The sequence below is a fragment of the Clostridium sp. 1001283B150210_160208_E6 genome (assembly GCF_015669365.1).
Taxonomy (GTDB): Bacteria; Bacillota; Clostridia; order Clostridiales; family Clostridiaceae; genus Clostridium; species Clostridium paraputrificum.
On the sequence record NZ_JADPAA010000001.1, the window covers coordinates 191036 to 216976 of the forward strand.

Genomic DNA, 25941 nt, shown 5'->3' on the forward strand with positions numbered 1-25941 from the left:
TGGGACAACTTTCACCATATTTTTTACTTTATTTCTATGCCCTTACCATATATAATATAATTTGTTATAAATAAAATTACAGGGAGGTATGTTCATGTATTCATACAAGACAAAGGGGACATGTTCTACAGAAATTACTTTTTCAATAGAAAATGATATTATTAAAGAGGTTAACTTCTTAAGAGGTTGTGAAGGTAATCTTCAAGGTATATCTAGATTAGTAGAAGGCATGAATGTTGAAGATGCAATAAATAAATTACAAGGTATAGACTGCAGAGGGAGAGGTACTTCTTGTCCAGACCAACTTGCTAAAGCTCTTAAAGAGTGGAAAGAAAATAGATAAAAAAGAAACTCAAGTAATAATACTTGAGTTTTTAATCTTCTATAAGAAATTTGAACTTTTCATTTATTATATTACTTAACTCTTTAATTAAGTAATCTCCCTTTTTATATAGACTTATATACATAAAATCTATATTATCATCATATTTTTCAATCTTACCTGCAATCCTCTCTCCTGCCATAATAAGATTCTTAATAACTTCTCCTTCTCTACTGCTTAACTCTCCAAGAACTAATCCAAAGCTAGTAGTAATGAATATTCTATCCTCTTTATATCCATCTAAGCCATTTATAAGAGTCAAAACATCTCCTTCTTTTACTAACTCATTATTATATTTAAGCTTGTTAGCAGTAACTGTAGGTATAATTATATTAGTTAAAAATATATCTTCTCCTTCAATCTCCTCTTCTGGATTATTAATATCAGTAATTATAAAATTGTTGTTATTTTCATATATAATGAAAATTAACTTTTTTCTTATCCAATCAACAACTTCATTTTCAATTGCATCTTCAAGTGAAGATAGGGTTTTTCTTGTCCATCGATCTTCAATAGACCATAATTTATCAATTGCTGATAATCTTATATCTATTAAATCAGCATTTAAGCATTCTACAAGGAAATCTTGATTTCTAATTATGCTCTCTCTTGTTAGAGATTCTAAAGCTATTAAAAGTAATGAATAATCACTACTATCCTCAACATAAACTTCCTTTGATAAATCCTTTGGACCTATAAATATTTCCTTTAAATTTAGAGATTTCTTAACTGTACTTATTAATAAATTTGAATAAGAAGTTTCATTTAACATTTCTATATACTTATACCAAACATAATCTCTAGGATTCCTTTTTAAGATCATGTTTAATTCCTCTACAGATAGGTCCTCATCCATTTCAACAGCTAATTGAAATAATAATGGTGAATCAATAGTCTCATCTTTTATAGCATCATTAAATACTCTTGTCCAATCTATTTTTAAATAGAACTTTTGAGTTTTTTTATAATATTCATCCTCCATTATTGATTCATCAAGTATATATCTATACACATTTCCTAAGGTTAAATAACTTTTAGTGTCTTTACCATACTCCTCAAATAAATCAATATATCTTTTTACTAACCTATTAAATATAGATAGCTTTTCATAATTATAGTATACAAATATATTGTTTACTACTTCTCCAAAAGCCCTGAAAGTTTTCTCATTAATGTTGTCATTATTCAGGAAGTAATCATAACCCACCTTAATTATAGTGGTATTCCAAAGAAAATTCTTAAAATGCTCCCCTTTCCAACCTTCACAGACCATCCACTCTTTCATATTTTTATTGAGTACATCTATATAATTTGTATACATTACTCTTCCTGCTGCCTGAGATACTTTAGCTAAATCAAATAATATCTCATCAGAATCTTTTAACTTTACAAGTAATTTAGCAACATAAAAAGAATACTCATTATATAAGGCTAAAACAAAAAGTTTTTCCTTTATTTCTTCAATTTCATCAAAAAACAAAAGGGTTAATCCAAGCTTTATTTCTTCTTTTGAGCTCCCTTTAAAAGCCATTGATCTTCCAACTTTTATTATATCCCTTTTGCTAATAATATTAGATTCAATTCTTCCATTAATTAATACTATAAACTCCCCATAATACTTTATTAAAGGATGTTCTTCTATGAAAGATATTGCTTCACTAATATTAGATTCATCTTCAATTATTAAGTCAATAATTCTTAATAACCTTTTAGAATTTCCAATCATATCAAAGGTAGGTAAATCATTGCCCATAAAAATCGAATTTACCTCATCTTTTCCTGCTTCCTCAAAGTTTTGGTATGTGTATACCTCCCCTTTATTTTCCTCATAAAATGTTTTTAGGTCCTTGTAGCATATATCCTTTCCTTCACAGGTCATAAAATCCCCACCCTCTAGCATATTTTATTTATTGAATTTCCTTCTAATAATGCCTCTCATATCACCTATCATATATAGTGACCCACTTATTAAAATCAAGTCTTCTTCATTAGCCTCTGATAAAGCTAAATCTAGCCCTTCTTCGTAGCTATCTAGAGCAATACAATTTGAATTGTACTTGTCTATAACCTTCTTTAAATCCTTTGATAACTCTGCCCTATTGCTATGAGGTGTTAGCGCATACACCTTTTTAGCCTCTGGAGTAATAACTTTCACCATATCTTCAACTTGCTTATCAGCTAATATCCCTAATAATAAATATATATTCTTATAAGTGAAATACTTATGTACATTTTCATTTAATGTTTTTATACCTTGAATATTATGAGCTCCATCAATAACAACTAAAGGATTATTTTTCATAACCTCTAGTCTACCTTTCCATTGTACCTTTTTTACAGCTTCTTTTATATCGTCTAGAGTAAACTTAATATTTTCAATTTCCTCAAGCAGGCTTATACCCTTTAAAGCTACTAATAAATTAGTAATTTGATGTTCTCCAAGAAGAGCAAAATCTAATTCTATTTTTCTATCCTTAAATTCTACTTCTACCTTTTGGTATATCTTATCCTTATTAACAACACTTAAAAAATGCCCTTTGTTTTTATCTACTATATATAAGGAAGAGTTATTTTCCTTACATACTCTTTCAATGACAGCCCTTGCCTCCTCTTCCTGAGGATAGCTAATAACAGGTATAGCTTTTTTTATAATACCAGCCTTTTCACCTGCAATTTCCTCTAAGGTACTTCCTAAAAGGTTAGTATGGTCTAAACTTATAGAGGTAATTATGCTAAGTATTGGAGTTATAACATTTGTAGAATCTAGTCTTCCTCCTAAGCCTACTTCAATAACTCCATAATCTATATTTTCCTCTTTAAAATATAAAAGCATTAAACAAGTAATTATTTCAAACTCTGTTGGATGATTATATCCCTCTAAAATAACCTGGTCAACAGAAACTTTTAAAACATCCATTAGTCTACCTAAAGTATCCTTAGGAATATTATTTCTATTAATTTGTATTCTTTCTTCAAACTCCTCTAAAAAAGGAGATGTATACATGCCAACCTTAAACCCCTTCTCCATAAGTAAAGAAGTTATTATAGATGTGGTTGATCCTTTACCATTTGTTCCTGCTATATGTATTAACTTTAATCCTTCTTGTGGATTGCCAAGGATTTCTAGTAGTCTATAGGTTCTTTCAAGGCCATAATTAGATCCGAAATTACCTACCTTATGTATATAATCCATTGCTTCATCATACTTCATTTATATCATCCTATCTATATTGTAAAATCTATCCTTTATCTAAGTATTATAAGTCAAATAGTTATAACTAACAAGTTAATAATACTTCTTCCAAAAAAGAAAGAGATGTATCATAAATATTTTTGATACATCCCTTTTCTATCTATTTAGTTAACTCTATAAATTGTTCTATATCCTCTTCTATTGTCTTTAGGGAATTTTTCCAGAATTCCTTATTATGAATATCAATTCCTACAACTTTAGTTATATCAGCTATAGCATTTTTACCTGTAATTGAAAGAAGATTTTCATATTCAGTAGTAAATTCCTTACCCTTCTTTAAATACTCAGCATATAATCCCTTAGCAAATAATAATCCAAATGCATATGGGAAGTTATAGAAGTTAGAGTCTGCATAATAGTAATGTGGCTTCCATGTCCACATATATGGATGTAAGTATTCTGGGTCTAATCCATCACCATATGCTTCTCTTTGAGCATTTAACATTAATTCTTTTATCTCCTCTACTGATAAAGCACTTTCTCTTCTCTTTTCAAAAAAAGCCTTCTCAAATAAGAATCTAGAATATATATCTACAATAACTTGTGTACAATCTGATATTTCATTTTCTAGAATAGCTAAAGCCTCTTCCTTAGTTGCATCTTTTATAGCAGCTTTTTTAATAATAGTTTCACAGAATGTAGAAGCTGTTTCTGCAATTGGCATTGGATAATCAGAGTTTAATATCTCTTCATTCTTTAAACACTCTCCATGGAATCCATGTCCAAGCTCATGTGCCATAGTTACAACATCACCAAACTGTTCTCCATAGTTTAGTAAAAATCTACTTTCACCTAAGAAATGAAGGTTATGACAGAATGCTCCTCCAACCTTACCTTCTTTAGGCAATACATCTATCCAGCTTTTCTCAACTGCAGTTTTAGCAAAATCAGCTAAATGGTCACTGAAAGTTCTAAAGTTCTTTTCTACATACTTTGCAGCTTCTTCATAAGTAAATTTCATTTCAGCTTCTGAAACAGGTGCATACATTTCATAGAATGGTAATCCATTTTTGTATCCTAAAAGTTCACCTTTTCTTCTTAAATACTTTCTAAATAAAGGCATACTTTCCTTCATAGCTTCAAGCATTGCATCTAATGATTCTTCATCCATTCTAGAATTAACAAGAGTCATATCAAGAGGTGATTTATATCCTCTTAAATCACATACTGTTAAAACCTCACCTTTAATTCCATTTAAGGCTGCTGCTACACCCTCTTCAACTTTTTTATATGATTCAATTTCAGCAAAATAAGCTTTTCTTCTTAATTCCCCATTTGGATCATAAGCCATATTTAATACCACTGTTAAAGGTAGTTCTTTCATTTCACCATCTATTTCTATGTCCACCTTTAAGTTAGATATTAAATTATCCTTTAATTTTAGCCAAGCATTTGATCCTGTATTCTTCATTTTAGAAATTATAGATTCTTCCCTATCTGAAAGAAGATATTTACTCTTTTCTATTATTTCTTTAATGTAAAATTCATGCTCTTTTAAAACTTCTGATCCCTTAATAACAATATCGATATCTTTTATATTACTAATCCATCTTTCAAGCTTTGTAGTTGCTTCAACAATCTCAGTAAGTTTACTATCTAATATATCAGAATATCTTAACCCTTCTGAATTTTTAGTGTCTGCACTTAATGTAAGAGAAATAAAAGCCTCAAGCCTACCAATTAACTCAGATAATTTTGAAGATCTTTTTATATATTCTTCAAGCTTTGGTCTTACATTACCTTCCTCACAAACCACTTCATCAGCCCAAGTATTTAAAGACTTTATACTTTGGTCTAACTTTTCTAAATCATTTTTGAATTCTTCACTTTCAAATGAAGGATATATTTCCTTCAAGCTCCAATTTAATTCCATATTATCCCTCCTCAATAAATAATATAATACCACAATTCATTATTAAATTACTATTACTTTTTAATTTTTTATAACACATACTTAATTATCTCTATATTTTTTCATGCATTTTGTATTTTGTTAGAATAATAATAAAAATTTAATATTTTAAACCCTCATGCCCAACAATTCATGATAAATATAAGCAGCATATGAATCTGTCATACCACATATAAAGTCAGTAACTAATAATAATCTACAATATTCTTCGCTACAATCCTTTTGTTCAATACTATGTTCACATACAAATCTATAATTTTTAGAAATAAGTGAATATAGTTTTCCATCATACCCCTCATAAGGTTTTACATCCTTATTTAACGCAACAGGTATAAAGGTATCTAGTAAAAATTCTATTATTTTATACCCTACAATTTCATTAGATACAATTCTATCATTATTATATACATATTCATTAGATATTCTTCTTAAAAAGGATGATACCTTATTTGCTTTAGAATTTTCTATAAGATTCCCCTTATATTCCCCCCTCATAATCTTATCATAGGAGGATATAAATTCTTCTGAAACACAATCCTTAAAGTATCTATTTAACTTTATTATAAATGACTTTAGGGCATATTCCCCTGGATCTTCATATCCATATTCTTCTTTTGCAATCTCATAATTCTTAGAAAGATAAAAAGATAAGCTTTCCTCAAGGGTTTTCTCTTCATATCCTTCTTCCTTTATAAACTCCCTATATTTATTTTTAAATAATTCATGTGAAAATATTTTCTTGCTAAATGCATCTTCTAAATCCCCTAAGAGATATGCAATATCATCAGCAGCCTCTAGTATATATACTAATGGATTTCTATTTTTACCTATCTTAGTACTATTAACTATATAATTAAAGGTATTCTCCTCTGCTTTAAAATATCCAATTTTCTTGCCACCAAACTTCTTATTTCCTAGTTCTAAGGATGATATAGGATACTTTATAATTGAATTTAAAACTCCAGTAGTTAGGTTCATTCCATATCTATCTATAACAAAATGTAACTTAGTTAAAATTCTAAGACCTTGAGCATTCCCCTCAAAGTTTAAAAGATCTAATGCTTCTTGCCTTTCTAAGTTAAATTCATATTCCTCAAATTTAAAATAGAAACTCCCATCCTTATTTTCTTTTAACTTAGAAGCAAACCATTCTCTAATGGCAACCTCCCCAAAATGTCCAAAGGGTGGATTTCCTAAATCATGTATAAGTCCTGCACAGGATAACACATTCCCTATTTCTTCTACCATTTGAAAGTCTATTTCATCATCTGTTCCTTTAGTTAAAGAGATTAACTGTAGCCCTATAATCATTCCTAAGGATTTTCCAATTGAAGATACCTCTAAGGAGTGAGTTAATCTTGTTCTAACAAAATCTAATTTCTCAAGGGGAAAAACTTGAGCCTTATCTTGAAGTCTTCTAAAGGATGCACTAAAAAGAATCCTATCATAGTCATTTTCAAATTCATCTCTACCATCAAAATTCTTTTTGGCAGATTTATATTCTTTAATTCTATTTTTATTTAAAATATCATTCCATTTAAATGTAGTCATAAATATCATCTTTCCTTATGTTTCAATTATTTATTATATTTTTTACAATATAACTAAAGTTATACTTATCATAAAAATGGAAATAATATTATAGACATTACTATAAGTATTTTTAGGAGGATATAAATGAGTTATAGATATGATCCTGATTTAGAATTTTTACAAAATTGTTCTAATGATGACTTAGAAAAACTAGCTAACTATCTTAACTTAAAAGATTACAAAAATAAGAATACCCCTTGGACCTATATAGCTGAAGATATACAAAAGCTAGGGGCAACTTCACTGCAAGATTACTTTTTAAATGGCTCTGTTTATTATAAAGATATGCTTATTGATATATGTAAGAAACTTAAGATAAATTTTAATTCCAATTATTCAACAGAAAAAATAGAAAGCTGTCTATTAAATGAAATTAAGGAAAACTCAATAGTATACTCAGATTTTAAGTCTGAAATATACAAACAAATAATGCCTTCTTGTATTCAAATTGCTTATATACGAAATAAGTACAACAACTCTGTGAATACTCATTAATTGTTTGTCACATACTAATTTTGTTCAAAATTATATATAGAGGTGAATACAAATGATAAAAAGATATGTAAGTGCTATAGCATTATCTCTTGCTTTAGTTAGTGGATCTTCTGCTATAATAGCAAGTGCTGTAGAATATCCAAATGAAACTACAACAGTTACAGCTCCAGAATCTGAAAAGAAAGATGCTGGAAATAAGGAAGATGAAAGTAGACATCATAAGCATAAGCTTGGTAAAGAACGTGCTGCTGAAGATATTAAGATGCTATCTAAAGCTGAAAATCTAAAATTATTATCTGATGATGATAAAAAGGCACTTGGAGAAATCAATAAGTGTTTACAAGAAAATAACGATCTTTCAAAGGATCAAATTAAGAAATTAATATCATTAAAAAATAAGATAGCTAAATGTAAGTTAGGGGATAAAGATTACGCAAAATTTAAAGAGCTACTAAAGAAATCTAAAAAAGACTGTTTAAAGGATGACGAAAAGAAAGAATTAGATGGCTACTTAAAGAAAATTTACTGTAAATAATTTAAAACAGGAAGGTACTGCCTTCCTGTTTTATTTTCACTCTATATTTGATCTCTAATATAATTTTTATCATTGCCCCTTTGAAGTTCTTAATAAAAAAACGAAGGAAGTAACTTTTCAGTCACTTCACCTCGTCTCTACATACCTAGTAAAATCTTTATATTATATCCTAAATATTAAGTATATACTTAATCTATACCTGCATATTTTTTCATCTCTTCAACAGTACCATTTCTTTTTCCATTCATCGCATCTAAAAATTCCTGCTTATTATATGAAGAAATAGTTTTTGCCATATCAAAATTTTCTGGATTTGTAATTCGTGTAAAGACTGCACGTTTTACTTTTGACATTGTAGTTGTTTGTACTCCATAGCCTTTTGTTATATCTGCTTTAGATCCGTTACTTGACCAATAATAAATAATATCATCACGTTTTCCATTACTATCAGTATTGGGTTCAGAACCTAAATAAACCACCATATGACCTGATTCATCTACTTCCCCACATCCAATATTTTCATTCCAGAAAATTTTCATAAAATCTAAACGTTGTGCTTGATCCCATGCATTATAATATTCTTGTTCTTTGTTATACTCATTACGAGTTCCAACATAAAAGTTTTTGCCAGCTCCTAATTCATGGATAAGAATTGAAAATCCATTTGCGTTTGCATTAGCACGTCCCCAACATCCATAACCATCGTCTTGTCGAGGCTTCTCTTCTGTACCAATAGTAATCGGTTTCAAATTTCTCCATGCAGATTGTGAAACATGACGTTCCTCTTGCTTAGCATCCCAATTTGATATTGTCTTTAATAATAGCATATATGTGGCACTTGAACAAAAGGAAGGTCTTGCTTTAGAAATATCGATTGTTGGATACAAATCATTATCTCCCATCTTAAAGGCTTCATCCATCCCTTGCCATGTAGTTTGTGTAAATCCTTGAGCAATCAAATTGTCATTCAATTTTAAATTAGTTAAATAGCCACCACCATCTTGAAATTCAGATATTGCTCCCAATAATGCTGCCTCCCATGAGTTTAAAGCAATTGGTTTATTTGTTGCCGAATCTCCCTGTGGTCCCTGTACACCTTGTGGCCCTTGTACACCTTGTGGTCCTTGTATCCCCTGTTGCCCTTGTGCTCCAGTTTCACCTTTATGTCCCATCATTCCCATAATGCCTTGCAAGCCATTTACTCCATCTTTTCCATTCTCACCCTGAGGTCCTTGTGCTTTTACACCTGTATCTTCTCCATTAATAGCGAAGTTACCATTTTCTAAAATAGTAATAAGCTTTGCTAAATCTTCAGCATTAACTTCATAAGACTGTGATGGTGCTTGTACAGTTTCATTTTGTTGAGATTTCTCACCACTTTGACACCCACTTAATAAAAGCATTGCGCTGAGAGATCCTAAAATAACTTTCCTGTAACCTTTTTGCATTTATCTTCCTCCTTTAAAATTTTATTTCATATTAATTATACAAAATTTAAAATTATATTTCAATACAAATATGTATTTTTTTGTAATCTATTGCATGAATGTATTTTTTATAGTTCCTTATTAAATTTGAAAATTATTTTTCATAAACTTTAAGATTAAAATAATATATTAAATAGTTAATAAGCATATTTTAGTTATGATATAAATACCGAATAAAAAAGTACAAATATGATGATTTAGAAATGTAAATATAACAGATAACAAGAAAGTGTTTGCAGCATGTAAATAAAGAGACAGGAAGGTATTACCTTCCTGTCTCTTTATTTCTTATAACTATAGTTAATTTGAAGTATCTCTATATGAGAAAATTTAATATAATCCTATTTAAATATTCATATATTTATATAAATATATATTCTTATATTTTTTTATTTATCTTAACTTCTAAAGACAACTTCTTCTCTTGAGAACATTATTTTAGCACCTACAACAGCAGCAATAACATATACTATTTGCCATCCTAATACAAAAAGAATATGCTGAGTATTAAAAATTCCAACCATAGCTTCCTTTATAACACATACAGAATTTATTATTGGTATGTGGAAGAAAACTTCATTAATACTTTTTGCATCTAAGAACATTGGAATAAATGAAAGTATCATCATAGGCATCATTAATCCAGAAAGATAAGTATTAGCTTCCTTTGTGCTTCTAGCAAATAAGCTTATACATATTTGAAGGGCACAAATTATAACTATAAGTAATAATGAGAAAACTATTGTTAATACTATAGACTTTCCACTTAATGAAAGAGCTATTTCTTCTCCTCCTGATAATTCAGAAATATATTGTTTAAATGAAATCCACAAAGATATCATACTAAAGCATAATGTAATTGCTCCCATTATACAAAGGCTACCTATTTTGCCCCAAAGTATTGAGCTTCTATTTCCTGATGTAGATAAAAGAGGTTCAAAAGTATTTTTCTCTTTTTCTCCTGCTCCAAGCTCAGATGCAAGTCCAAGTGTTAAAGATAAAAGAAGTAATACAACCATGCTTGGTAACATTCCTGTCATATAATTTCCTAATTGATTCATATTACCATCTTTACTTACTCCAGATTTTATATCAACATTAAAAGGCGTTAAAAGATCTTCATCTACACCTTGTTCTTGTAATCTTGAAGTTACTATTTGTTTGCTATATGCATCATAAATAGAAGATATAATTCCTGCTGCAGCTGTTGATTTATTGGATTCATCATCCATTAATATTTCTACATCAGTAACTTTTCCACTAGCTATGTTTGCATCAAAATTATTAGGTATATTAATTATTAATTGTATATCTCCACTTTTTAATGCTTCTGATGGGTTTTCCACCTCTTCAATTATTATACCTTCTTGATTTTTTAATAGAGCTGCTATACTTGAGTCCTTGTCACCTTGAAGTACAATTCTACTTTCCTTCTGTGCTTCAGTTGTTGAACTAGTCATTGCTGTTGACATAACCTTAAACATTAAAGGATATATAAGAATAGGTAGAATTATTGTAAAGGCTAAGGTTTTTCTATCTCTAATAATGTCAGTTAATTCTTTCTTTAAAACTGTTAAGAAATTACTCATCCTTATCACCTCCAATTAAAGATACAAATACTTCTTCTAAATCCTCTGTATTATACTTTTCCTTAAGTTCATTTATTCTACCCTGCTCTACAAGCTTGCCCTTATGAATAATAATAACTCTATCACATAGTTTCTCTACCTCAGCCATTGAGTGGCTAGAAAATAAAATAGTCTTATTTTCTTCTTTACACTTCTTTATAAATTGATGAACAACCCTAGTAGCTCTTACATCTAAACCTGTACTTGGTTCATCAAATAACATAACTGATGGATTATGAACTATTGAACGAGATATAGATACTTTTTGTTTCATCCCTCTTGAAAATTTACCAACCTTTTTATCAATATAATCTTCCATACCAAAATCCTTAGAAAGTTCATCTATCCTTTTGTTTGCTTCATCATTTTTAATTCCAAAAAGATTAGCAAAATATCTTATATTCTCTCTTCCTGTAAGTCTATCATAAAGTCCAATATCTCCACCAAAAAGTATTCCAATTTCTCTTCTTACCTTTTCAGGTTCCTTTGAAGCATCATAGTCATTCACTCTAACTTCTCCAGAAGTAATTTTTAGCATTGTTGATATCATTCTAAGAGTAGTTGTCTTTCCTGCTCCATTCTCCCCAAGAAGACCAACTATCTCCCCTTTATTTACATTAAAAGAAAGCTTGTCTACAACCACGGTGTCTTTAAATTTTTTACTTAATTCCTTTACCTCTAACATAATCTTCCCTCCTTTTACTAGTAATATTTTACTATACTCTATTTATTTCATCAAACTTGTAGCTTCCCTAAAAAAATAAGAACTACAACCAATTTATAAACCTTGGTTATAGTTCTTAAATTTAATCTATTTACATTCTTTATCCACTATGTAAGCTGCAAGTCCAGCTCCTGTTACATTAGTAAGAGTTCTTGCCATATCTATTATTGCATCTACACCTAAAATAATAGCCATACCTTCTATTGGAAGTCCTAATGTTGTTAAAATAAGTGTTGTAGACATTGTAGCTGCACCTGGAACTCCTGCAATTCCTACGGAACCAACAACTATAGTTAAAATCATTAAAATATAATGAGTTAATGTAAGTTCAATTCCAAATACATTTGCAACAAATATAGCTACTATAGCTGGGAATACTCCTCCACATCCATTCATACCAACTGTAGAACCTAATGAAGCAACAAAACTTGCTGTACTACTTGATACCCCAATATTATCTTCTAATGATTCTATAGTTACTGGTAATGTTCCAAAGCTACTTTGAGTTGTAAATGCAACAACTTGTGCTGGCCATATTCCCTTAAAGAATTTAATAGGGCTTCTTCTTTTAAAAATTAATATAAACAAGCTATGTACAATAAAAATTTGAAAAGCTAGGGCTAAATAAATTGCTACTACAAAAGTTAAAAGTGGCATTAATGTACTTACACCATTTTTTGCCCCTACAGCTGTCATAAGACCAAATACTCCAAATGGTGTTAATCTTAATACAATTCTAGTTATTCTCATTAATATGGTACTAAATGAATTTATGAAAGCCTTAAAAGGTGCTACCTTTTCCTTATTATTTTTCTCCTCCATAATAATTGCAAAAGCTATAAATAATGCAAAAATTATAACTGGTATAATTTGTCCTTCAGCCATTGATTTTATAGGGTTTGTTGGAAGCATATCATTAAATACATCCATAAAGCTTGGAATTTCCTTAGGAACAAAATTTTCTGCTCCTTCGAATACTATACCTTTCCCAACAGAGAAAATTTTTCCAAATACAATACCAACAATTCCGGCTATAGCTGTGGTTCCTAAAAGCATCCCCATAGCTCTAATTCCTAAAGATTTTAGTTTACTGCTATCCTCAAAATTAGATATACTGTTAATTATAGATACCATTACTAAAGGAATTACAACCATTCTAATTAATGAAATATATACCTTTCCTATAGGTTCTACAATTAGTGAATTCTCTTTTAAAGTTAATCCAAAAGTAAGACCTAATCCTAATCCAATTAAAGTCCTTACTGAAAATGAAACTTTTCTTTTATTAAGGTACCAAAGTAAACCTAAGGCTAATATAGCAAATACAATAGCTGCTAATAATTCAATATTAAATGTCATTTAAACTTCCTCCACTTATCTTTTGTAACTAATAATTCAATTCATACTATTTTACTATGAATAGATTATAGTAGATAACTTATTTCATGTCAAATACTTCTTCTCGAATATTATTAATAAACATTTAAGAGTTTTTTATACAAAAAAGGGGTAAATCAAAATGATCTACCCCTAATAAAATATTAACTAATTTTTTCCCATGCTCCCCATTCTGATGCTCCTGGTATTTCACCTTGAGTCCACCATTTACATTTATAAGTTTCTCCGTTATAAACAACTATATCTCCACCAGTATAAATTGTCTTAGAGTCGTAGGTTGGATATTTTTGATCTTCAACAGTTATATTACATGAAGCTTCTGCCTTGCCACCATCTTTATCTACAACAGTGTAAGTTAATTTATATACTCCTGCTTTAGAAGTGTCTACACTGCCTGTTACCCTAATGGCACTAGTTAAATCTCCATCTTCTTTGTCTGTTGCCTTTACCCCACTTAATGGATTGAAAGTTGATCCAAGTTTTACAGTTTGATCTTTAACTCCAGTAATTTCAGGATTTGTATTTACTACAGGAGCATCCTTATCAAAAACAATAACAACTCTTGTAACTGTTGTTTCTTTACCACTACTGTCTTTAACAGAATAAGTTAAAGTATATTCTCCTGCCTTTAAAGTATCTACAGTTCCTGCTACTTTAATGGCACTAGTTAAATCTCCATCTTCCTTATCAGTAGCTGTAACACCACTTAAAGCATTAAACTTATCACCTAAGTTTATAGTAATATTATTAGCTCCAGATATAACTGGTGCTGAGTTTGTATCACCCCAAATTGTTTGTTTCATAATTTCAGGAGCTGTTTGATACATTCTTTGTGATACTTCAACACTTATAATACTGCTAGTATCTTCAATAGCTTTATCAAGATTTAAATCAAAAGTAAATTCTGTTCCTGGTTTCATTAACTTACCATCTGACATGCCACCAAAGTCTATAACGTAGTAATCTCCTACCTTTGAAACTGGTCCTGCTGGATATTGTGAACCTGTAATTGCTACACCATTAGTCTTAATATAAACCTTCATATTTTTAACAGTTTTAGCTGCGGTTTCAACTGTTGATAACACTTCACCAGACTCACTTAATTTTTCATTATTTTTTATTGATACATTTAGTACTCCACCAGTTCCCCATGCTTGAGTTACTGGAGTTACTGTACAAGTTAAATTAGGATTTGTATATTTTACATCGTACTTAGGTAATTCACCTGAACCAAATAATGCTTCCTTAGTAGCATTTGTTAATTCATCTCTCTTAGTAGATGTTGTAGTTGCATCTTGTGATGCCATCCAAGCAATCATACCACCAAGATTATTTTCTTTAACATATTTAGCTTTTTCTTGAATTGACCTTACATTATCGTAAGTAAAGAATGCACCTGTTTCTGGGTTATATAAATATGGAGCCTTAGCACTATCATCCCAGTACTCTTTTAATCCAGTGTACTTAGCCTTTAACTTATCTAGAGCATTATATCCCCATACTCCACCAGCTCTTCCACCTTCGCCATTCTTCATTGGAGCTTCATTAAGTGCTCCTGGTGTTGGTGAAAGGTCTGCATTCTTATTAACTACTGCAGCTTCTCCAAAAAGTCCTGGATTTTTTGGATCAACACCTTTATCTGAAACTTTTTCCCATCCACGTGTATAGTATGCTGCACCAACAACTATTTTTTGTCTTTCTGCACCTTGAGATATATAATACTTAATACTTTCATCTACTGAAAGCCCCTTATATTCCTCTGGAGCATTCGGATTTGTATATAATGCAGTTTGATGGCCGCTTGTTGTACTCCAAGCTCCTGCCATATCATAAGTCATTATATTAGCAAAGTCTACTATATCAAATAACTTATCAACATCTATACCAGCCTCTATTTTAGATACTCCTGCTGGTAATGCTACAGATAATTCATAAGTTTTTCCAAGCTCTTTACCTTGTTTATTTAAAGCATTCTTTAAATCTTGTAATAACAAGATATAATTATCTTTGTCTTGTGGACTTGCATTTGGTGTTCCTTCATCGTTTGTATTATCAGTCTTATCAGGCTCTCTATAGTCACCAGGATACTCCCAGTCTAAATCAACAAAATCCATATTTGTATATTTAATAAACTTCATAACGTTTTCTACAAACTTAGCTCTTGTTGAAGCATTTGCAGCTATTGTTGAGAAGTCTCCAGACTTAGACCATCCACCTAAAGATACACCTATCTTTAAGTTAGGATTTTCTGCTTTTAACACTTGGAATGCATTTAAGATACCACCATTAACATCACCATAAGTTACACCTGCATTTCCTAATGGATGTCCTGTAGCTGCATCTTTATCACAATAAATCAACTCACCTGAAGCGTTAAAATCCATAAAAGCAAAATTTAAATGTGTTAATTTATCTGCTGGTATATCCTTTGGATAGAAATTACCTTGTCCTCCCCAAATAGACCAGTCACCATAATACATTACATTACGTAACCCTGTAGTAGCTTGTGAAGTAACCTCAGTTGTATTGGAAGACTGAGTTAAAGCACTAATTGGAATACCATTAGTTAACAATAAAGCAGTAATAGCACTAAATGCAACAAAAGTTTTTAAGTTCTTTTTTAACTTTCTCTTTGCCATATTATCATCCTCCTATATTATGATATTTTTTCCCATGGTCCCCATTGAGCACCTGGTGCTTGTCCTTGAGTCCACCACTTACATTTATAAGTTTCTCCATTATAAATAACTATGTCTCCACCGTTATAAATTGTATTAGAGTCGTAAGTTGGATATTTTTGTTCTTCAACAGTTATATTGCAGGAAGTTTCCGCTTTACCACCATCTTTATCCACAACAGTGTAGGTTAATTTATATACTCCTGCTTTTGAAGTATCTACAGTACCTACTACTTTAATAGCACTAGTTAAGTCTCCATCTTCCTTATCTGTTGCCTTTACTCCACTTAATGGATTAAAGGTTCCTCCAACTTTTATAGTTTGATCCTTAACTCCAGTAATTTCTGGATTTGTGTTTACTATAGGTGCATTCTTATCAAAAACAGTAACAACTCTTGTAACTGTAGTTACTGCACCTTTGCTATCTGAAACTGAGTATGTTAAAGTATACTCTCCTGCCTTAGTATTATCTACTTTACCATTAATAGAAATTTTACTTGTTAAATCACCATCTTCACTATCTGATGCTTTAACTCCACTTAAAGGATTAAAAGTATCCCCTAAGTTAATAGTAATATCCTCAGCACCTGAAATAACTGGTGCTTCATTATTACCTATTGGGTTCATTCCATTAAATGTAATATTTCTTACTCCTGAGAAACATAATCCAATCATACCTTGTATTGTAACTGTTGCCCCTGAAGAAATATTTTGCCATGCCCCTGAGGTTAATGTTACTCTAGCAAAGTCACCATTATCTTCTACACTATAAGTACCTCCCCATGAAGACTTATATAAAGCAGACTTTGGTAAATCAAAGGATACAGTCCATCCTCCCTTAATTTCTTCACCAGTATGGTTAGTTATATTTAAGGAATAAGTGTAGTTTGGATGATCATAATTACCTGTAAGATTAACATCTACATTAATAGGTTCTAGAGATGAATTAGAATCTTCAGGTGATTTTGTGCAGTCACCCATCTTTGTTAATCCTTCACTTAATCTCTTTGTTAAGGTATCACCAAATGTATACTTTCCTTCATTAACATCTGTTGAGCCCTCTACATAATTTGGATTTAAGCCATAGTCACCATTCATTACCCAAATTAATGCTCCACCAAGATTTTTGTCTTCAATATAATCTAATCTTGCATCTATAGATTTTTCGTTTTCAAAAGATAAGAATACTTTTTCATTGTTTTGCCAAACATATGGCACCTTAGAAGTATCATCCCAATATACTTTTAAATTAGGATCATTTTCCATAAGATTTAATACGTGCCATAAAGGATTTGCTCCTGCTGGTTCTAAATTACCATCACCATCAAGGTCATCTCCCCATATATTGTATTTGCCTGATGCTGGAGTTTTACTTGTTCCATGAAGGCCATTAGTACCACCCTGGACATTTTCCCATCCTCTTGTGTAGTATGGAATACCCATTAAGATTTTCTCAGAAGGTAAAACGCCTCTGTAATATCTGTATGCCCAATCCATACATAAAGTTGGCATTATTTGAGATACTGTTTCTCTATCCTCTGCATTTGGATATATACCAGCTAAGTGCTCAACAAACTCATTCCAACCACCATGATAGTCATAAGACATTACACTTAAGAAATCTAGGTACTTAGCATAAGAATTATCACTTACACCACCTAATACCCAAGGAGATGCAGTAACAGCAGCAGTTAACAAATAATCTTTTCCATCTGCTTTGGCTGCTTCATCTATTTTTTCTCTTAAAGTTTTTATTAAGATATTATATCTTTCGTTAAGCTTTGATCTTCTTGGTTCTGAAAGATCAAAATCATCTGGATTTCCTGATTGGCTTGTAGCTGAAGGATATTCAAAATCAATATCTACTCCGTCAAATCCATATTGTCTAATAAAATCAACACATGAATTTGCAAAGGTATTTATTCCTGCATCTGTATCTAGCATAGTATAAAAACCTCTTGATCCTGCCCAACCACCAACAGAAATTAATAGATCTACATCTGGGTAACTTTTCTTCATAGTCTGTAAAACATTAAAATGTCCTTTATAAGGTAAAGAAGGGTCTAGTTCTACTTTCTTTCCCTTATAACTTAGGTCATATCCTGCAAAATCCTCTTCAATAGCAGCATGCTTATCCCCTAATGTAATTTTATTAGTTGATGGATCAACCATTGCGAAGGAATATTGGATATGAGTTATAGAATCCCACTGTAGATCTGTTGCATTAAAGTATCCTTGAGCTTCACTTGAATAAGCCCATTCTGGAAAGTATCCTACTATTTTTCTCTTAAGTTCATCTGATTTTTTTTCATTTGTAACGTTAAGCTGTTCATTATCTTTTGCTTCCGTTGCACTAGTACCTACTGTAATTCCTGCTGACGTTAGCGCAACTACTAAAAGTGTCGACAAAAACTGTTTAAACTTTCTAGTTTTCATCCTTCTCCTCCTTTAATAGTTTTTTTGAACTTAACGTTCCTCTTTATTTTAGAATATTCAGAATATTTATTCAATTAACTTTTTGTGAATTTTTCCCACAAAAGATAATCTGTATATATTTCAACTTAAAAAGGTGCTATAAGATTATATCTTATAGCACCTAAATAAAACATATTTTTTAGTTTAAAGCATCTATTCTTCCTTTTACAGCTTCTAACATCTCAATATACTTTTCTCTCTTAGCTTTTTCTCCATCTACAACTGCTTGTGGAGCCTTAGCTACAAATCCTTGGTTATTAAGCTTCTTGTCAATTCTTTCAATTTCACCTTCAAGCTTCTTAACTTCTTTATTTAATCTTTCAAGTTCCTTTTCCTTATCTACTAAATCAAGAAGTGGCATAAATAATTCTCCACCCTTAACAACAACAGATACAGCGTTTGCTGGAACTTCTGACTTATCAGCTATAAATTCAACTTCTGAAGCTGATGCAAGCTTTTCAATATAAGCTGTTCCTGCCATAAATGCATTCTTAGCTTCTTCTCCAATGTAGCAAATAACCTTTGCTTTTCTTGAAGGTGGAACATTCATTTCAGCTCTTACATTTCTTAAAGCCTTAACACCTTCTATTACATATCCCATTTCAGTTTCAGCATCAGCATTATTTAGTTCCTCTGAATATTCTGGCCATACTGAAGTTGTTATAGTTTCTTCACCAGTTAAATGAGTGTAAATTTCTTCAGTGATAAATGGCATTACTGGGTGTAATAATTTTAATCCTGTAACAAGAACAGTATTTAATACGTTATAAGTTACTCCCTTAGCCTTTTCATCATCTCCGTAGAATACAGGCTTAACAAGTTCTATATACCAGTCGCAGAATTCTGTCCACATGAAGTCATATACCTTTTGTAATGCAATACCAAGTTCAAACTTATCCATGTTTTCAGTAACTTCTTTAACTAATGTGTTCATCTTAGATAATATCCACTTGTCAGCTAATGAATATTCCTTACAATCTGCATACTTATTCATAACTTCCTTATCAAGATTCATCATAACAAATCTAGATGCATTCCAAATCTTATTAGCAAAGTTTCTTGCAGATTCAACTCTTTCTGGATAGTATCTTATATCATTTCCTGGAGCATTACCTGTAACTAGCATGAATCTTAAAGCATCTGCACCATAAGTGTCTATTACTTCAAGTGGGTCAACACCGTTACCTAGGGACTTACTCATCTTTCTTCCTTCTGAATCTCTTATAATACCGTGAATTAATACAGTATCAAATGGAGTCTCTTTCATGTTGTGAAGGCCTGAGAATATCATTCTAGCAACCCAGAAGAATATAATATCATACCCAGTAACTAATGTACTTGTTGGATAGAAGTATTCTAGATCTTCTGTTTTTTCTGGCCATCCTAAAGTTGAGAAAGGCCAAAGTGCTGATGAGAACCATGTATCTAAAACATCATTTTCTTGAGTTAAGTTTTCTGATCCACACTTAGAACACTTACATGGAGCAACTTCTGCAACGTTTATTTCTCCACAGTCACCACAGTACCATACTGGTATTCTGTGTCCCCACCATAATTGTCTTGATATACACCAATCTTGAATGTTTTCCATCCAGTTGAAGTAAGTCTTTTCAAATCTTTCTGGTACAAACTTAGTCTTCTTTTCTCTAACTACATCTATAGCAGGCTTAGCTAAAGATTCCATCTTTACATACCATTGATTTGATATCATTGGTTCAACTGTAGTTCCACATCTATCATGAGTTCCTACATTATGAGTGTGAGGCTTAACTTTTACAAGTAATCCTTGCTCTTCTAGGTCTTTAACCATAGCTTTTCTAGCTTCATATCTATCCATGCCTTGGTACTTTCCACCTAGTTCATTTATAATTCCCTTATCATCCATAACCTTAATTTGTGGAAGGTCATGTCTTAAACCAACTTGATAGTCGTTAGGGTCATGAGCAGGAGTTATCTTAACTGCACCAGTACCAAATTCCATATCAACATAATCATCTGCTATTATAGGAATTTCTCTATTTGTTAAAGGTAGGATTAACATCTTACCTACTAAATCCTTAAATCTTTCATCATTAGGATTAACTGCAACAGCTGTATCTCCTAGTAATGTTTCAGGTCTAGTTGTAGCTATTTCAAGTGAACCTGATCCATCAACTAGTGGATAGTTAATGTGCCAGAAGAATCCATCTTGTTCTTCATATTCAATTTCTGCATCAGATAGTGCAGTTTGACACTTAGGACACCAGTTTGTTATTCTGTTTCCTCTGTAGATTAAACCTTCATTATATAATTTAACGAAAACATGCTTTACAGCCTTGTCTAGGTGTTCATCCATAGTAAATGCTTCTCTTGTAAAGTCAGCAGAAACACCCATTTTCTTTAATTGTTGTCTTATCTTTTCTCTATATTCTTCAGTCCACTTCCATACTTCTTCAAGGAAAGCTTCTCTTCCCATTTCCTTCTTATCTAAACCTTGCTTTGCAAGTTCATTAGCAACCTTAACTTCTGTTGCAATTGAAGCATGGTCTTCACCTGGTAACCATAAAGTACAGTAACCTTGCATTCTCTTAAATCTTATAAGCATATCTTGAAGTGTATTATCAAGTGCATGCCCTAAATGCAATTTACCAGTTATATTTGGTGGCGGCATTACTATTGAATAAGGCTTTTTACTCTTGTCTACTACAGGTGTAAAATACTTATTTTCTTCCCAAGTCTTATAAATTCTATCTTCAAACTCTTTAGGATTATAAGTTGTAGATAATTCTTTGTTTTCTAACATATTAATTCCTCCTTTAAGTTAATTGCTTTCTTTATTTTATAAAATAAAAAAGAGTCTTCAATCCAAAAAAGGACGAAGACTCGCGGTACCACCTTTATTCCCACTATTATGGGCTCTTAATTAAATAACGATTTAGAAAAACCGTCTTTAGCTACTTAAATTTCACTAAAGAAGCTCAAAAGCTACCTTCAAAACCTTCCATATAAGGGCTTACACCTTTTCCCTCTCTCTTTGATACTTTCAGTTTTTACTCCTCTTTATCACTGCCATTAAAATTATTAATTTATTTCATAATATATTATTCCACTTTTTTTGTCAATGTTTACTTTAACTTATACATTTTATATATTTTATATCCTAAAGTTATAAATAAAACTACAACAAATACTATAGCAGACCATATTCCTAGTCCTTTAGCTTGTCCTAACGCTACTTGAATACAACTCCACTCTAAAAATGCAAAAAATAATACCATTTCTGTGTTCATATAATTTATTAATTCCCTAGCATTTCTATACTGATTCTCTGCATTTTCTCTTGTTATCTTAACAGAATAATTATATCCATTAGGAAATAAAGTAAATACCATCATTAATCCATAAGTTATGGTACATAATATAGGAAATATCATAAGTGTTCCTTTATTCCCCCAATTATCTACTTCACCTGCCCCATTAAAATGAACTGGAATTTCTTTTGGTAAGTCTCCCCAAGTAATAACTAAGTATATAATTGAAAATAAAATTCCTAGTACTCCTATAGCTATAACAACCTTTTCCCATAACTTATATTCAACTTTTATTTCTGGCCTTATTGAGTCATAATCCTTCATCTCATCCCCCCTATACTTATTATATTACTACCAATAAAGAAAAGGGAGTGGATATTTATTTTTCTTGTTCTAAGTAAAACAAATACCTACTCCTTCATACTAAAATCACTTTATATTTAATGCATTAAATATGGCATTAAATTCTTCTTCATTATTATTTATTAATTCAAATAACTTTTCTTTTGCACTTAAATCTTCACCACTTATTATTCCTCCAGCAAGCCTGTGAAATTCACCAAAAATTTTAGGATTATTCTTTGCAAATTCCTCTATTTCAGGTATATGCCTTTCACTCTTTGTTGCAGTTTTCATCCATTCAAGTAATTTATTAATTCTTTCTTCCTTAGTCATTATATATCTCCTTCTACTTAAATGTAGGTATTACTTAAAAGTTCTTGGAGTAAATTCATCACCCTTAGCTTTAGGTTCTCCAAAAACAGCCCTAGAGCTTTCTGCTTGTGGATCATGATTTATGTGTACTTTATTATTTGTTTTCTTTTTTCCCATAATATCACCTCAAGTATAGGTTGTTCTTTTTAATAAGATTTATTCTACTTATATTATGAATAACTATTTTATTACTTCACTGCTATAAGTCCAAGTAAGTCCATTATCCTCACTTACAAACCTTGCAAACTGGCTTCCTGCTGCTCCATAATCTCCATCGCTACCTTGACCAACTAAAAGTTCTCCTTTTCCATCCTTAAAAGATGGTACTAATGGAGTGTCATAGTATACCCTCAAATCTACAGGCACATCCACTTCAACTGTGCTCCAGGTTTTTCCTCCATCTACAGTTCTCTCTAATCCTGCATTAGTAGAAATAAATCCTATTTTATCTGTTGAAAAGGATATTCCAGTAGATAAACTAGAGCCTCCTTCATCCTCTAACAACCCAATATAATTCCACTTATGGCCACCATCATTACTTGTAAATATAGATGCTGTTTCCCAGCTCATTACCCTATCTCCACATAAAAGTGCATAACCAAATCCATCTTCAGTAAATCCAACAAAGCTTGCTCTTACACCAACAATACCAGCTGGTCCAACTTTAACCTTATCCCATGTTAAGCCCTTATCCTCAGATAATATCATATCTCCTGATGGGGATATAAATGCTGTCTTCTCTGGTGTTATATAATAGCTTCCCTTTGGTAACTCAGGCATATAACTTCCATCTGGTAATTGTGGATTTCTTCCATTATCTACGATATCTCCTATAAAATCACTATAAGTTAGAGAGGTATCAACCCACTGCTCTCCTAAATCATAAGTAACATATATCTTATCATTTTCTATCTTATAACTACACTTATTAGCTTCAGCTACTACCTCCATCAAATTTGTATTGTTATCTAATTGAAGCTCTTTAATTACCTCTTTAGTATCTTTTATATCTATTAATTTATATTTATTTTCATCAATTTTTCTAATTATGAAAGTCCAATTACAATGTATAAGACCATCATCTCCATAAATCCCCCAGTTTACCAAGCCTCCTATATCCCTAGGATTTTTAGGTTCTACCTGAAAAATAGTTGATACTGCAAAAACCTCACTGTCTCCTGCAATAAGCTGGCTATTTTTATATTTATAACTAGCTATATTTATATTTTCCTCTTCATTACTTGTATTATTTACATATTTATTTAAATACTCTTCTAACATTGGACCAGCTATATACCTCATTCTTGATGTATCACTATATTCTATAACTGGATATTTTTCTTCATCATTATATTTCCTATTTTTAAAAATATATATAGAAGAAAATATGCAAAATAGCAATAAGGCTATAGAAGTACATATTAATATTTTTCCTGTTCTTTCCTTCATTTTATTCTCCCCCTATTCACCTAGATTAGCCCCAACTTCAACTAATTCATAAGTTGCTGGCTTATTAGTCTTTTTTATATGATATCTAGTTTTGAATAAGGGCCTACTTTTATCTTTATCCCTATCCTTTAATAAAACTGAATTTTCATCTAATCCATTTGAAGCATAGGTAAGCTCAATAATAAAGTCATTAACATCACCTTTTATTACCTTATGTCTTTCTATACCACCTAACTTTGCATATTCACTAAATTCATTATTACCTTTTGCTAAATTAACATGATATCTTTCACTCATATATACTGCTAATGTAGTGCAGTCATTTGAAGTGCTTTCAATGGTTGTTTCAATAAATGGTGGAGTAAATTCTATTACTTCAATGCCATTAATACTATCTTCTAAATTATTGTTTTCATCCATATTTGTAGATATAATTTTCATGTCCTTTAATGAGTATTTAAAAATCTTTTGTTTATTTATTGCTTTAATTAAATTGTATCCCAGTATTAAGGAGATACATGTTATTAACCCAGTTATTACAATAAGACATTTCTTCTTTCTCACTTCTTATTACCTCTCATAATTTTAAATTTATAAACAAAAAAGAGGCTCATATATATGAACCTCCTCTATTCTAGTACAATGGATGTTTGTCACAAAGAGCTTCAACCTTTTCTCTTAAAGTAGACAGATCTCCTTCTCTATTTTGTATTGCCTCATCTATTATTTCAGCAATAACTTTCATATCTTCTTCTTCAAAGCCTCTAGTAGTAACTGCTGCAGTACCAATTCTAATACCTGATGTTACAAATGGGCTTCTAGTTTCATTTGGTACTGTATTTTTATTAACAGTAACTCCAATTGTATCTAAAAGATTTTCAACTTCTTTTCCTGTTACATCCTTATTGTTTAAATCAACAAGGATTAAGTGGTTGTCAGTTCCATCAGAAACTAATTTAAATCCTCTATTTACAAGTTCTTCCCCTAAAACTCTACAGTTATTTACTACTTTTGTCATATATTCCTTAAAGCTAGGATCTAAGGCTTCCTTAAAGCATACTGCTTTACCAGCAATAACATGCATTAAAGGTCCACCTTGCATTCCTGGGAATATATTTTTATCTAAATCCTTAGCATACTTTTCTTTGCAAAGGATTAATCCTCCCCTTGGTCCTCTTAAAGTTTTATGAGTTGTAGATGTTACAAAGTCAGCATATGGTACTGGTGATGGATGTAACCCTGCAGCAACTAGCCCTGCAATATGAGCCATATCAACCATGAAATATGCACCAACTTCATCTGCAATTTCTCTAAACTTTTTAAAATCAATTATTCTTGCATAAGCACTTGCACCAGCTACAATTAGCTTTGGCTTACATTCTAATGCAATTCTTCTTACTTCATCATAATTAATTCTTTCAGTTTCCCTATCAACTCCATATGATACGAAGTTAAATAATCTTCCTGAAAAATTAACTGGTGATCCATGAGTTAAATGTCCACCATGACTTAAGTCCATCCCTAAAACAGTATCCCCAGGTTTTAAAATTGTGAAATATACAGCCATATTAGCTTGTGAACCTGCATGAGGTTGAACATTTGCATGCTCAGCACCAAAAAGTTCCTTAGCTCTATTTCTAGCTATATCTTCAATTTCATCAACAACGTAGCAGCCCCCATAATATCTCTTTCCTGGATATCCTTCTGCATACTTATTTGTTAAGTATGATCCCATTGCTTCCATAACAGCTTCACTAGCAAAGTTTTCAGATGCAATAAGCTCTATACCTTTTTGTTGTCTGTTTAACTCTTTTTCCATAAGAGCATAAACTTCTTCATCTACCTTTTTTACATTATCAAAATTCATTTTTCCACCCCAATCTAGTTTTTAATAAATTATAGTCTTTATTATACCAATTATCAACCAAA

At 31.0% G+C, this 25941-nt stretch carries 20 protein-coding genes and 1 other annotated feature; of the genes, 3 read left to right on the forward strand and 17 right to left on the reverse strand.

Going from position 1 to position 25941, the window contains the following annotated elements:
- Positions 1–94: 94 nt before the first annotated feature.
- Positions 95–343, forward strand: a complete 249-nt coding sequence (locus tag I4V16_RS01080; RefSeq protein ID WP_049177617.1) for a TIGR03905 family TSCPD domain-containing protein — start codon at positions 95–97, stop codon at positions 341–343.
- A gap of 31 nt (positions 344–374) precedes the next feature.
- Here I4V16_RS01080 and I4V16_RS01085 read toward each other — a convergent pair whose 3' ends face one another.
- The 4 genes from I4V16_RS01085 to I4V16_RS01100 form a co-directional block, all read right to left on the reverse strand.
- Positions 375–2261, reverse strand: a complete 1887-nt coding sequence (locus I4V16_RS01085; RefSeq protein WP_049177619.1) for a hypothetical protein — start codon at positions 2259–2261, stop codon at positions 375–377.
- 24 nt (positions 2262–2285) lie between these two features.
- Positions 2286–3593, reverse strand: a complete 1308-nt coding sequence (locus tag I4V16_RS01090; protein WP_049177620.1) for a folylpolyglutamate synthase/dihydrofolate synthase family protein — start codon at positions 3591–3593, stop codon at positions 2286–2288.
- A gap of 142 nt (positions 3594–3735) precedes the next feature.
- Positions 3736–5508 (reverse strand): M3 family oligoendopeptidase, encoded by a 1773-nt coding sequence (locus tag I4V16_RS01095; RefSeq protein ID WP_049177621.1) that lies wholly within the window; start codon positions 5506–5508, stop codon positions 3736–3738.
- A 147-nt stretch (positions 5509–5655) separates the two neighbouring features.
- Positions 5656–7098 (reverse strand): deoxyguanosinetriphosphate triphosphohydrolase, encoded by a 1443-nt coding sequence (locus I4V16_RS01100; protein ID WP_049177622.1) that lies wholly within the window; start codon positions 7096–7098, stop codon positions 5656–5658.
- A 126-nt stretch (positions 7099–7224) separates the two neighbouring features.
- Between I4V16_RS01100 and I4V16_RS01105 the strand changes: the two genes are divergently transcribed.
- Together I4V16_RS01105 and I4V16_RS01110 are read left to right on the forward strand one after the other, a co-directional pair.
- Positions 7225–7635 carry a DUF3944 domain-containing protein gene (locus tag I4V16_RS01105; RefSeq protein ID WP_111937294.1) on the forward strand — a complete coding sequence of 137 codons (411 nt, stop codon included), beginning with the start codon at positions 7225–7227 and terminating at the stop codon, positions 7633–7635.
- Between the two features lie 52 nt (positions 7636–7687).
- Positions 7688–8170 (forward strand): hypothetical protein, encoded by a 483-nt coding sequence (locus tag I4V16_RS01110; RefSeq protein WP_099329028.1) that lies wholly within the window; start codon positions 7688–7690, stop codon positions 8168–8170.
- Between the two features lie 188 nt (positions 8171–8358).
- Here I4V16_RS01110 and I4V16_RS01115 read toward each other — a convergent pair whose 3' ends face one another.
- From I4V16_RS01115 to glyA, 13 genes are all read right to left on the reverse strand, one after another.
- Positions 8359–9573 carry a hypothetical protein gene (locus tag I4V16_RS01115; protein ID WP_153061829.1) on the reverse strand — a complete coding sequence of 405 codons (1215 nt, stop codon included), beginning with the start codon at positions 9571–9573 and terminating at the stop codon, positions 8359–8361.
- 482 nt (positions 9574–10055) lie between these two features.
- Positions 10056–11246, reverse strand: a complete 1191-nt coding sequence (locus I4V16_RS01120; RefSeq protein WP_111937296.1) for an ABC transporter permease — start codon at positions 11244–11246, stop codon at positions 10056–10058.
- Positions 11239–11970: an ATP-binding cassette domain-containing protein gene (locus I4V16_RS01125; RefSeq protein ID WP_111937297.1), complete on the reverse strand. Its 732-nt coding sequence runs from the start codon at positions 11968–11970 to the stop codon at positions 11239–11241. The genes I4V16_RS01120 and I4V16_RS01125 overlap by 8 nt, the downstream gene beginning before the upstream one ends.
- Before the next feature lie 126 nt (positions 11971–12096).
- Positions 12097–13368, reverse strand: coding sequence for a dicarboxylate/amino acid:cation symporter (locus I4V16_RS01130; RefSeq protein ID WP_049177626.1), 1272 nt, complete (start codon positions 13366–13368; stop codon positions 12097–12099).
- 182 nt (positions 13369–13550) lie between these two features.
- Complete coding sequence (locus I4V16_RS01135) at positions 13551–16046, reverse strand: glycosyl hydrolase family 18 protein (protein ID WP_195616902.1); 2496 nt, start codon at positions 16044–16046, stop codon at positions 13551–13553.
- A 17-nt stretch (positions 16047–16063) separates the two neighbouring features.
- The gene (locus I4V16_RS01140; protein ID WP_080351800.1) at positions 16064–18520 is read right to left on the reverse strand and encodes a glycosyl hydrolase family 18 protein; all 2457 of its coding nucleotides are present in this window, start codon (positions 18518–18520) and stop codon (positions 16064–16066) included.
- A 178-nt stretch (positions 18521–18698) separates the two neighbouring features.
- On the reverse strand, positions 18699–21341 hold the full coding sequence (locus I4V16_RS01145; RefSeq protein ID WP_195542290.1) for a valine--tRNA ligase: 2643 nt from the start codon (positions 21339–21341) through the stop codon (positions 18699–18701).
- Positions 21342–21406: 65 nt separating this feature from the next.
- Positions 21407–21614, reverse strand: a binding site (T-box leader).
- Between the two features lie 49 nt (positions 21615–21663).
- Positions 21664–22173, reverse strand: coding sequence for a DUF1648 domain-containing protein (locus tag I4V16_RS01150; RefSeq protein ID WP_099329032.1), 510 nt, complete (start codon positions 22171–22173; stop codon positions 21664–21666).
- A 105-nt stretch (positions 22174–22278) separates the two neighbouring features.
- Positions 22279–22524 (reverse strand): hypothetical protein, encoded by a 246-nt coding sequence (locus I4V16_RS01155; protein WP_049180321.1) that lies wholly within the window; start codon positions 22522–22524, stop codon positions 22279–22281.
- A gap of 30 nt (positions 22525–22554) precedes the next feature.
- Positions 22555–22680, reverse strand: a complete 126-nt coding sequence (locus tag I4V16_RS17570) for a CPC_1213 family protein (RefSeq protein ID WP_271805043.1) — start codon at positions 22678–22680, stop codon at positions 22555–22557.
- 63 nt (positions 22681–22743) lie between these two features.
- Positions 22744–24012, reverse strand: a complete 1269-nt coding sequence (locus I4V16_RS01160) for a hypothetical protein (RefSeq protein WP_195966363.1) — start codon at positions 24010–24012, stop codon at positions 22744–22746.
- Positions 24013–24024: 12 nt separating this feature from the next.
- Positions 24025–24576 (reverse strand): hypothetical protein, encoded by a 552-nt coding sequence (locus tag I4V16_RS01165; RefSeq protein WP_195542288.1) that lies wholly within the window; start codon positions 24574–24576, stop codon positions 24025–24027.
- 70 nt (positions 24577–24646) lie between these two features.
- Positions 24647–25879 (reverse strand): serine hydroxymethyltransferase, encoded by a 1233-nt coding sequence (gene glyA / locus I4V16_RS01170; protein WP_049180327.1) that lies wholly within the window; start codon positions 25877–25879, stop codon positions 24647–24649.
- Positions 25880–25941: the final 62 nt, after the last annotated feature.